This window comes from Desulfotomaculum copahuensis, from assembly GCF_001655685.1.
GTDB lineage: Bacteria > Bacillota > Desulfotomaculia > Desulfotomaculales > Desulfovirgulaceae > Desulfotomaculum_G > Desulfotomaculum_G copahuensis.
The window spans coordinates 18,900-28,279 of record NZ_LYVF01000169.1 but is presented as its reverse complement, the minus strand read 5'-3'; the positions used below and the strand labels follow the sequence as shown (position 1 = coordinate 28,279).

The following is a 9,380-nucleotide window of genomic DNA, read 5'->3' as shown; positions in this document are numbered from 1 at the left end:
CCGTTACTTCGTCGCCCACTTCCGGCAGGTCCACGTAGACCACATCCCCCAGTGATTCCTGGGCGAAGTGGGTGATACCGATCGTGCCCTTGTTGCCTACCACCCGCAGCCATTCGTGTTCCTTGGTATACTTTAAATCATGAGGATACATTGAATACCTACCTCCTTCCGTCCGCCGGCTTCCGGTAAAACGGCCGGGGCACCACGCTCGCCCGGACGGCCCGGTTGCGGATGACCACCGCCAGTTCCGTGTTTATACCGGCATGCTGCACCGGCACGTAAGCCAAGCCGATTGCTTTGCCCAGCGTCGGACTTTGCGTACCCGAGGTGACCACGCCAATTTCCCGCCCATCTTTAACCACTGCATAGCCGTGGCGAGGAATGCCGCGTTCAATCATTTCAAATCCCACCAGTTTACGCTTGACGCCGTTAGCCTTTTGCTGCTGCAGGATTTCCCGCCCGGTGAAGTGCCCTTTATCAAAACTGACAAAGCGGCCCAGTCCCGCTTCCAGGGGGGTGGTGGTTTCGTTTAGATCGTTGCCGTAAAGGGGCATAGCCGCTTCCAAACGCAGAGTGTCCCGGGCGCCCAGCCCGGCCGGAACCAGCCCTTCCGGACGGCCCGCGGACAACAGCGCCTCCCATAACGCCGGCGCCTGCCCCGGCGGGCAGTAAAGTTCAAAACCGTCTTCACCGGTGTAGCCGGTACGGGATAAAAGGCAGTTCACCCCGGCCACCGTGACGCCTGGCTGCGCCCAATAATACCTGATTGCTTTCAGGTCTACAGCGGTCAATTTGCCCAGGATGCGCTCCGCCAGCGGGCCCTGCAGCGCCAGTTGGGCCGTCCGGTCCGAAATGTCTTCCACCACGGCATTGGGGAAGGCGGCGGCCGTTTCCCTGATCCACTGCCAGTCCTTGTCCTTGTTGGCCGCATTGACCACCAGCAGGTATTCGCTTTCGCCCGGGCGGTAGACCAGGATGTCGTCCACGATACCGCCGGACGGCAGGCATACCGGGCTGTAGATGGCCTGGTGGACGGACATTTTGGCGGCGTCGTTGGTGATCAGTTTTTGGATCAGGGCCGGGGCGCCATCACCGGCCACCCGGATTTCGCCCATGTGCGAAACGTCGAACAGACCGGCCCTTTCCCTTACGGCCCGGTGCTCGTCGATAATGCCGGTGTACTGCACCGGCAGTTCCCAGCCGCCGAAATCAATCATCCGGCCGCCATACTTGACGTGCATGTCATAAAGCGGCGTCCGTTTGAGATTGTTCATCTTCAAACCATCTCCCGCTCTTTATTGAGCCCGGCTAATATTCCATATTCTTCCAAGGAACATTGCCGAATGCATGCCCGCAATTGCACCCGGTCGTCCGTGCACCGTTGATGAATTTCACCGGGTCAGTTCTCGCGATCCCAGGTACCAAAAACATAACGTCTCGGTACCCGCTTGCTGATCAGGCAGACCATTTCATAGTTGATGGTACCCATTTTGGCGGCCACTTCCTCCACCGGCAGGCACTGGCCGTCCTGGCACCCGAAAAGCACCGCTTCATCACCCGCCCGCACATCTGGAACACCGGTTACGTCAATCATGCACTGATCCATGCACACCCGGCCGATTAGCGGCACGCGCCGGCCGTGGATGAGCACTTCAGCCTTGCTGGAAAGCAGGCGTGACCAACCGTCGGCGTAGCCGATGGGCAGGGTGGCGATAATGGACGGAGCACTGGTGGTGAACGTGCGTCCGTAGCTGACCGAGGTACCGGCCGGCACTTCTTTGACGTAGGCCACCCTGGCCTTGAGCTGCATGGCCGGCTTGAGGTCGATTTCATGCTTTACTTCAAGCGAAGGCCACAAACCATAGATAATGATCCCCGGGCGGACCATGTCCAGATGCATTTCCGGTAAATCCAGCGTGGTCGGACTGTTGGCCACATGCTTGAGCGGAATGTTGATCCCCCGGGCCGCAATACCCTGCACGGCCTGCATGAAACGGCCGAACTGCCATCTGGTGTAAGTTTTGTCCGCCTCGTCGGCAACAGCCATGTGGGTGAAGGCGCCCTCCACTTCCAGGCCGGGTAGGTCGGCAACCGCGGCGGCAAAACCCGGCGCTTCTTCCGGAGTTACACCGATGCGGCTCATCCCTGTGTCGATCTTCAGGTGTACCTTGGCCGTCTTGCCTGCTTTCTGCGCCGCCCGGGAGATGGCCCGGGCCATCTCTACCGTAAAGACCGTCTGCGTGATCTCATTGGCCACCAGCAGGCAGGATTGTTCAGGCGGGGTGTAACCGAGAATCAGGATGGGCGCGGTAATCCCGCTCTCCCGCAGGGCCAGGGCCTCGCTCAGGATGGCTACGGCCAACCGGTCGGCGCCGCTGAGCAGTGCTGTCTGCGCCACGGAAGAAGCACCGTGGCCGTAAGCGTCCGCCTTGACCACGGCCATCATCTGCGTGCCCGGTTTTAACAACCGCTTGATTTGTTTTACATTATGGGCCACTGCGTTCAGGTCAACCTCAGCCCAAACCGGACGACTGAGCATCTGGATCCCTCCTTAAGACCGGAAAACAAAAAACCGGATAACAGCGGGGAAAAGGCCCCTTAAGCAGAGGCCTTTTCCAAATCACAATGTTTTTTAAGAAGCGATGCGCATGAAGTCCACCGGCACGTCCATCAATTCGTTCAGCGGCACATAGGGCATGTTCAGCCCTTCGGCCACCGCTTTGTAGGTTACTTTGCCATCGTACACATTGATGCCGCGGGCCAGGGCGATATCGTCCTTGGCCGCCTGGGCCAGGCCCTTGTTGGCCAGTTCCAGGGCATAGGGCAGGGTGGCGTTGGTCAAGGCAAAGGTGGAGGTACGCGCCACCGCACCGGGAATGTTGGCCACGGCATAGTGGATGACGCCGTGTTTGACATAGGTCGGATTGGTGTGGGTGGTTACCCGGTCCGATGTTTCCACGCAACCGCCCTGGTCGATGGCCACATCTACAATTACCGAACCGGGCTGCATTTCCTTGACCATATCCTCAGTGACCAGCTTGGGCGTTTTGGCGCCCGGAACGAGCACCGCACCGACCACCAGGTCAGCGTCACGCACCGCCTCTTTGATGTGGTAGCTGTTGGACATGTAAGTTTTCACCCGGGAACCGAAAATATCATCCAGATAGCGCAGCCGGTCGGCGTTTTTATCCAGAATGATTACTTCAGCCCCCATGCCGATGGCCACTTTGGCTGCATTGGTACCCACCGTGCCGCCACCGACGATGGCCACTTTGCCCGGCAGCACACCCGGGACACCGCCCAGCAGCACGCCCCGGCCGCCATATTGTTTTTCCAGGAATTGCGCCCCAATCTGAATAGACATGCAGCCGGCCACTTCACTCATTGGAATCAGCAGCGGCAGTTCACCCCGGTTGGTCTGGATGGTTTCATAAGCCACACCGGCAACCTTTTTCTTGAGCAGCGCTCCGGTCAATTCCGGTTCCGGGGCCAGATGCAGGTAGGTAAACAGCAGTTGTCCCTCTTTGAACAGATCATACTCGGAAGGCAACGGTTCCTTCACCTTGACAATCATATCCGACTGCTTGTACACTTCAGCGGCAGTGCGGAGCAACTGTGCGCCGGCCGCCGTATATTCCTCGTTGGAGATGCCGCTGCCCAGACCGGCGCCGGTTTCAACAACCACTTTGTGGCCGGCACTGACGAACGCCTCCACCCCCGCCGGGGTAACACCCACCCGGTACTCGTTGTCCTTGATCTCTTTGGGCACACCAATAATCATCACACAACGACCTCCTTGGAGATTAAATTGGGTATATCAAGCCGGGTGTATACCCGGCCATCCCGGACCGAACGCACAAAAACACGGCTGAAACGGCTTACTGGTTGCTCTCGGAAGGTCCCACCGGATGTATGTGCGGAGTGTCCTTGCGGTTCAGCCCGAAGACATAATAAGCTGCAATGACCACCGCGAACCATACCACGCCGACATACAGGGCTATCCGGGTATCCGGGCTGAAGAACAGCAGCACAATTACAAAAGCCAGAAAGGCCAGTACAATCCAGTTGGATACGGGAGACCAGGGAGTGCGGTAGTTCACCTTACTGTATTGTTCCTCCGACAGCCCGTTGCGGAACCGCATCTGCACAATCAGAATGAGCGCCCACACATAAATCGCGCCCAGCGTGGCCACGCTGGTCACATAGAGGAACACCTTGGCCGGCACCACATAGTTGAGCACCACACCGATCAAAAGGCAAACCCCTGAAAAGATGATACCCGTATAGGGAATGCCGTTTTTACTCAGCTTGCCAAACGTGGCCGGGGCGTTTTTCTGCAGCGCCAGGTTGTAGAGCATGCGCCCGGTGCTGAACAGGCCGCTGTTGCAGGAGGACAGGGCCGCGGTGAGCACCACGAAGTTGATGATGCCGGCCGCCGCCGGAATGCCGATTTTGGCAAAGGTCATCACGAAAGGACTGCCCTGGGTGCCGATTTCGTTCCAGGGATAGATGGACATAATCACCAGCAAGGCGCCGACATAGAAAATCAGGATCCGGTAGAGTACCTTGTCAATGGCGGCGGGAATGGTTTTTTCCGGGTTCTGCGCCTCACCGGCGGTAACCCCGATCAACTCCACGCCCAGGTAAGCGAACATCACCATCACCAAGGCCATAATCATACCCGTGAACCCGTGGGCGAAGAAACCGCCGTGTGACCACAAGTTGCTGAATCCGGTGGGCACACCGTTGTTTCCAAGGCCGAAAAGAACCATACACAAACCGAGGATAATCATCGCCACAATAGTAACCACTTTAATAATGGCGAACCAGAATTCAAATTCACCGTATGCCGCCACCGCAATCAGGTTGACAATGGTCATGACCACCAGGGCAATCAGCGGCGGAAGCCATTGCGGACAACCGGGGATCCAGAACCTGATATAGACTCCGACTGCCGTCAACTCCGCCATACAGGTGGTCACCCACATGAACCAGTAAGTCCAGCCGGTAACATGGCCGGCCAGCGGGCCCAGGAAGTGATTGGCATAAGCACTGAATGAACCGGCCACCGGATAGTGGATGGCCACTTCGCCCAACGCCCGCATGATGATAAAAATGGCCAGACCGCCGATGATATATGACAGCATCAGGGCCGGGCCGGCTGTTTTGATGGCAGTGGCGGAACCGAGAAATAGACCTACGCCGATTGCCCCGCCCAAGGCAATCAGCTGGATATGCCTTTCTTTCAAACCGCGGTGTAATTCTTCATTGAATTCACTGTTCATTTGCTCAGGCATATTCAACCCCCCTTGCTTATCCGGACAGGATTAATCTGATAATGATACCAACCAACTCACCACTCACCGCTGGGGCCACCTCAAAGCGTTCTTTGCCGGTTATACTTTAGCATTTATCCCCCCTTTGCAAACGATCTTTCTTTCACATATATTTAAAGCACTTTTGCCCGAAAAAGTCAACACATTTATCAAAATGAGACAATTTTTTTCTCCTGCTCTTAATTTCAGCAATAAATATGATACATTTATCGAATCTTAAGAATAATTTGACTGGTGCGTACAGACGTACTACTATATCAAATAACAATGATATTTAAAGTAATTGGCAGAAACAAAAAGATATATGGACACAATAAAATAAACGCGGGGTACACGCACTGATGCCGGTATTGCCATATTTTTCACGAACAAGTAGAATACATATAGTGAATGTAGTCACAATAGCTTTCCACCGTCACAGCCGGTGCACAGCTATTTTACCCTTTGATTACATTTTATCCCCTCTCCCTAACTACCCTGACACTGTCAGGGCCTTTTTTTGTCTGAAAACCGCGGGGTTGTCCCTTTACCCTTCATTCCCCCGCAAACAAAACCGGGCGGCAATCAAGCCGCCCGCCGTTCACCGCCGCTTCTGCAGCCGTTTACACCGCCTGCTGCAAACATTTGAATTCCCCGGTTGGGTAATAAGGCAACATGTTTTTTTCCAGCCACCGCAGCGCTTCCACCGGTTTCAGTCCCCAGTTGGTCGGACAGCTGGAGAGCACTTCGACCAGAGCGAACCCCAGTCCCTGCATTTGTACCTCGAAGGCCCGGCGGAGCATTTTTTTGGCCTTGACCACCTGAGCCGGGTTGTGTACGGAGGCACGGGCCAGATAGGCCGGGCCGTCCAGGGTGGCCAGCATTTCCACCATCCGGATCGGGTAGCCGGCACGGGTGACGTCCCGGCCGGACGGGGAAGTGGTGGTCACCTGCCCGGGCAGGGTGGTGGGCGCCAGCTGGCCGCCGGTCATGCCGTAATTGGCGTTGTTCACGAAGATGACGGTTATTTTCTCCCCCCGGGCCGCGGCATGCACGATTTCGGCCGTACCGATGGAGGCCAGATCGCCGTCGCCCTGGTAGGTGAAGACCACCCGGTCCGGCAGCACCCGCTTGATGCCTGTGGCCACCGCCGGCGCCCGGCCGTGGGCGGCCTGCTGCACATCAACATTGAAGTAGTTGTAGGCGAGCACCGAACAGCCCACTGAGGCCACAGCCACCGTATTTTCCCTGATCCCCAGTTCGTCAATCACTTCGGCCACCAGACGGTGGATAACGCCGTGCGTGCAGCCCGGACAATAATGAAAGGGGTTGGCCGTCAGCGCCTCAGGCCGGGCGAACATAGTGGCCATATTTCTTTCCTCCCAGCAAACGGATTTGTTCCAGCACCGCGCGGGAACCGGGCAGCATGCCGCCGGTACGGCCGTAGAAGGATACCGGCACGCAGCCTTCCGCCGCCAGGCGCACGTCTTCCAGCATCTGGCCGGCATTCATCTCCACCACCAGCGCCGCTTTGGCGCGCTTCAACACGCCGGCCAGCATCCGGTAAGGGAAGGGCCACAGGGTGACCGGGCGCACCAGGCCGGCACGCACTCCTTCGGCCCGGGCGCCGTCCACCGCCGCTTTGGCGATGCGGGCGGCAATACCGAAAGCCACCACCACGATTTCCGCATCCTGTGTGCAGTATGTTTCGGCGCGGCACTCCCGGGCCTCAATCAGCCGGTATTTTTCCTGCAGCCGGTGGTTGACCGCCTCCAGTTCCTCCGGGTTGAGATAAAGGGTATTGACGACATTGCGTTCCCGCCCCCGGCAGCCTGTGGTGGCCCAGGGTTTGACCGTTTCCCCGGCCGGGAGGGGGTTGAAGGAGACCGGCTCCATCATCTGCCCCAGTACGCCGTCGCCCAACAGCAGGACCGGATTGCGGTAACGGTCGGCCAGTTCAAAGGCCAGTCCGGTCAGATCGGCCATCTCCTGCACCGAGGCGGGGGCCAGGACAATCAGCCGGTAATCGCCGTGACCGCCGCCCCGGGTGGCCTGAAAGTAGTCGGACTGGGAGGGCTGGATGCCGCCCAACCCCGGGCCGCCGCGCATGATATCGACAATCACACAGGGCAGTTCGGCGGCGGCGATGTAGGAGATGCCCTCCTGCTTCAAGCTGATGCCCGGCCCGGAAGACGAGGTCATCACCCGGGCGCCGGCGCCGGCGGCGCCGTAGACCATATTGATGGCGGCCACTTCGCTTTCCGCCTGCAAAAAAACCCCGTTAACTTCCGGCAGCCGCCGGGCCAGGTATTCGGGCAGTTCGGTCTGGGGCGTGATCGGATAGCCGAAAAAATAGCGGCAGCCGGCCAGAATGGCCGCCTCGCCGATGGCCTCGTTGCCTTTCATCAATGTTTTCATGCCGCCTCCACCCTTTCCACCATAATCACCACATCGGGACACATGCGGGCACACCGGGCGCAACCGGTGCAGGCGCCCGGATCGGTGACCACGGCCGGGTGATAGCCCCGGCTGTTGATTTCCGGCGCCAGGCTGATGATCCCCCGGGGGCAGAAGGCGGCGCAAAGACCGCACCCCTTGCAACGTTCCCGGTCAATGGCGGTTTTTCCCCGTTCAGCCAACCTGCCTCACCTCCGGCACATGTTTTCCGGACGGTTCCGGCGCGCCGGCGGGCATCCCCATGCGCAGGGAGGCGCCGGCCCGGTGCACCCGCTCCCCGGCCAGCCTGTCGGCGGCGCGGTACGGCGGTATGTTTTCCTTCTCCGCCACAAAGAGCACCTGCCGCACATGATCATAGATGCGGGCCACCTTCTCCATCACACGCTGCTGCTGATAACCGTTCAACTCTTCAGCCACGTTGATCAAACCGCCGGCGTTAATCACATAATCGGGGACGTACATAATGCCCCGTTGGTGCAGTATGTCCCCGTGCCGGTCTTCAGCCAGCACATTGTTGGCCGAGCCGGCAATCAGGCGGTACTTGAGCCGGTCCACGGTGGCGTCGTTGACCACCGCACCCAGGGCGCAGGGCGCGTAAATGTCACCCTCCAGTGCGTAAACCTGATCCGGAGCCACCGCTTTGGCGCTGTACTCCTTCACCACCTGGTCCACCGCCCGGGGATTGATGTCAGTCACGGTGAGCACGGCGCCTTCCCCGGCCAGCAAGCGGCAAAGATGCCTGCCCACCTGGCCCAGGCCCTGCACCAGCACCCGCCGGCCGGCCAACTCCTCGGAACCGAAGACAACCCCGGCCGCCGCCCGCATACCGTGCAGCACACCGAGGGCGGTAAAAGGCGACGGATCACCGCTGCCTCCTTTTTCCGGCGAAACGCCGGTGACATAGACTGTCTCCTGGCGGATGATATCCATGTCCGGCTGACCGGTACCCACATCCTCGGCCGTAATGTACCTTCCTTTCAAGGTGGCGATACACCGGCCGTAGGCGCGCAGCAAGGCTTCGGTCTTGTCTTTGGCCGGGGTGCCGATGATTACCGCCTTACCGCCACCCAGGGCCAGTCCGGCCATAGCCGCCTTATAGGTCATCCCCCGCGAAAGCCGCAGCACATCGACCAGCGCCTCTTCCTCCGAGGCATAGGGCCACATGCGCGTACCGCCCAGAGCCGGGCCCAGGTTGGTATTGTGTATGGCAATAATCGCCTTTAAGCCGCTGTCCTTGTCCTGAAAAAAAACCACCTGTTCATGACCGTGCGCCATCATGTAATCGAACAGTTGCATGCCTGATCCCTCCAGCATCCCATATTTTGCACCGGCTCACACCCGGCGGACCGGGAGCCGCGGCGCTTCACCGCATTTCAATGTTTTGCGCCCGCCCGTCAGCCGGCTGTTTGTTCCGGCCGCCCCGGTTGATTGCCTGCCGCTCCTGTCATTATCTTTCCCGATTATAAGCACGCAAAAAGTGTGCCATCATAAAATGGCACACTTTCCTATGGACTAAAACCTCATTTTACTGAATAATCGGCATTTTTCACGATCAGTCAAGCTCGGCATATATTAATTCAACCATGAATATATTTGCATACGCATTTT

The 9,380-nt window shown here is 58.4% G+C and carries 9 protein-coding genes; all 9 read right to left on the bottom strand.

Features of this window, described 5'->3' with window-relative positions; genetic code table 11:
- Positions 1-151: biotin/lipoyl attachment domain-containing protein (locus A6M21_RS12295; protein ID WP_486599216.1), on the bottom strand; the 151-nt coding region annotated here is incomplete at its 3' end.
- A 7-nt stretch (positions 152-158) separates the two neighbouring features.
- On the bottom strand, positions 159-1,274 hold the full coding sequence (gene gcvT, locus A6M21_RS12290; RefSeq protein ID WP_066669240.1) for a glycine cleavage system aminomethyltransferase GcvT: 1,116 nt from the start codon (positions 1,272-1,274) through the stop codon (positions 159-161).
- Between the two features lie 125 nt (positions 1,275-1,399).
- Positions 1,400-2,539 carry an alanine racemase gene (alr, locus tag A6M21_RS12285; protein WP_066669238.1) on the bottom strand — a complete coding sequence of 380 codons (1,140 nt, stop codon included), beginning with the start codon at positions 2,537-2,539 and terminating at the stop codon, positions 1,400-1,402.
- Between the two features lie 93 nt (positions 2,540-2,632).
- Positions 2,633-3,781, bottom strand: coding sequence for an alanine dehydrogenase (ald, locus tag A6M21_RS12280; RefSeq protein WP_066669237.1), 1,149 nt, complete (start codon positions 3,779-3,781; stop codon positions 2,633-2,635).
- Between the two features lie 97 nt (positions 3,782-3,878).
- The gene (locus A6M21_RS12275) at positions 3,879-5,297 is read right to left on the bottom strand and encodes an amino acid permease (protein ID WP_066669235.1); all 1,419 of its coding nucleotides are present in this window, start codon (positions 5,295-5,297) and stop codon (positions 3,879-3,881) included.
- Positions 5,298-5,938: 641 nt separating this feature from the next.
- Entirely contained in the window at positions 5,939-6,685 is a 747-nt protein-coding gene (locus A6M21_RS12270; protein ID WP_066669233.1) for a thiamine pyrophosphate-dependent enzyme, read from the bottom strand.
- Positions 6,660-7,733, bottom strand: coding sequence for a 3-methyl-2-oxobutanoate dehydrogenase subunit VorB (locus A6M21_RS12265; RefSeq protein ID WP_066669232.1), 1,074 nt, complete (start codon positions 7,731-7,733; stop codon positions 6,660-6,662). The genes A6M21_RS12270 and A6M21_RS12265 overlap by 26 nt, the downstream gene beginning before the upstream one ends.
- The gene (locus A6M21_RS12260) at positions 7,730-7,954 is read right to left on the bottom strand and encodes a 4Fe-4S binding protein (RefSeq protein ID WP_066669231.1); all 225 of its coding nucleotides are present in this window, start codon (positions 7,952-7,954) and stop codon (positions 7,730-7,732) included. The genes A6M21_RS12265 and A6M21_RS12260 overlap by 4 nt, the downstream gene beginning before the upstream one ends.
- Positions 7,947-9,068 carry a Glu/Leu/Phe/Val dehydrogenase dimerization domain-containing protein gene (locus tag A6M21_RS12255; RefSeq protein WP_066669230.1) on the bottom strand — a complete coding sequence of 374 codons (1,122 nt, stop codon included), beginning with the start codon at positions 9,066-9,068 and terminating at the stop codon, positions 7,947-7,949. The genes A6M21_RS12260 and A6M21_RS12255 overlap by 8 nt, the downstream gene beginning before the upstream one ends.
- Positions 9,069-9,380: the final 312 nt, after the last annotated feature.

Excerpts from the sequence above, each read along its gene's own strand:
- A6M21_RS12270 (WP_066669233.1), bottom strand. The coding sequence starts at position 6,685 with ATGGCCACTATGTTCGCCCGGCCTGAGGCGCTGACGGCCAACCCCTTT.
- alr (WP_066669238.1), bottom strand. The coding sequence starts at position 2,539 with ATGCTCAGTCGTCCGGTTTGGGCTGAGGTTGACCTGAACGCAGTGGCC.
- gcvT (WP_066669240.1), bottom strand. The coding sequence starts at position 1,274 with ATGAACAATCTCAAACGGACGCCGCTTTATGACATGCACGTCAAGTAT.
- A6M21_RS12265 (WP_066669232.1), bottom strand. The coding sequence starts at position 7,733 with ATGAAAACATTGATGAAAGGCAACGAGGCCATCGGCGAGGCGGCCATT.
- ald (WP_066669237.1), bottom strand. The coding sequence starts at position 3,781 with ATGATTATTGGTGTGCCCAAAGAGATCAAGGACAACGAGTACCGGGTG.
- A6M21_RS12275 (WP_066669235.1), bottom strand. The coding sequence starts at position 5,297 with ATGCCTGAGCAAATGAACAGTGAATTCAATGAAGAATTACACCGCGGT.
- A6M21_RS12255 (WP_066669230.1), bottom strand. The coding sequence starts at position 9,068 with ATGCAACTGTTCGATTACATGATGGCGCACGGTCATGAACAGGTGGTT.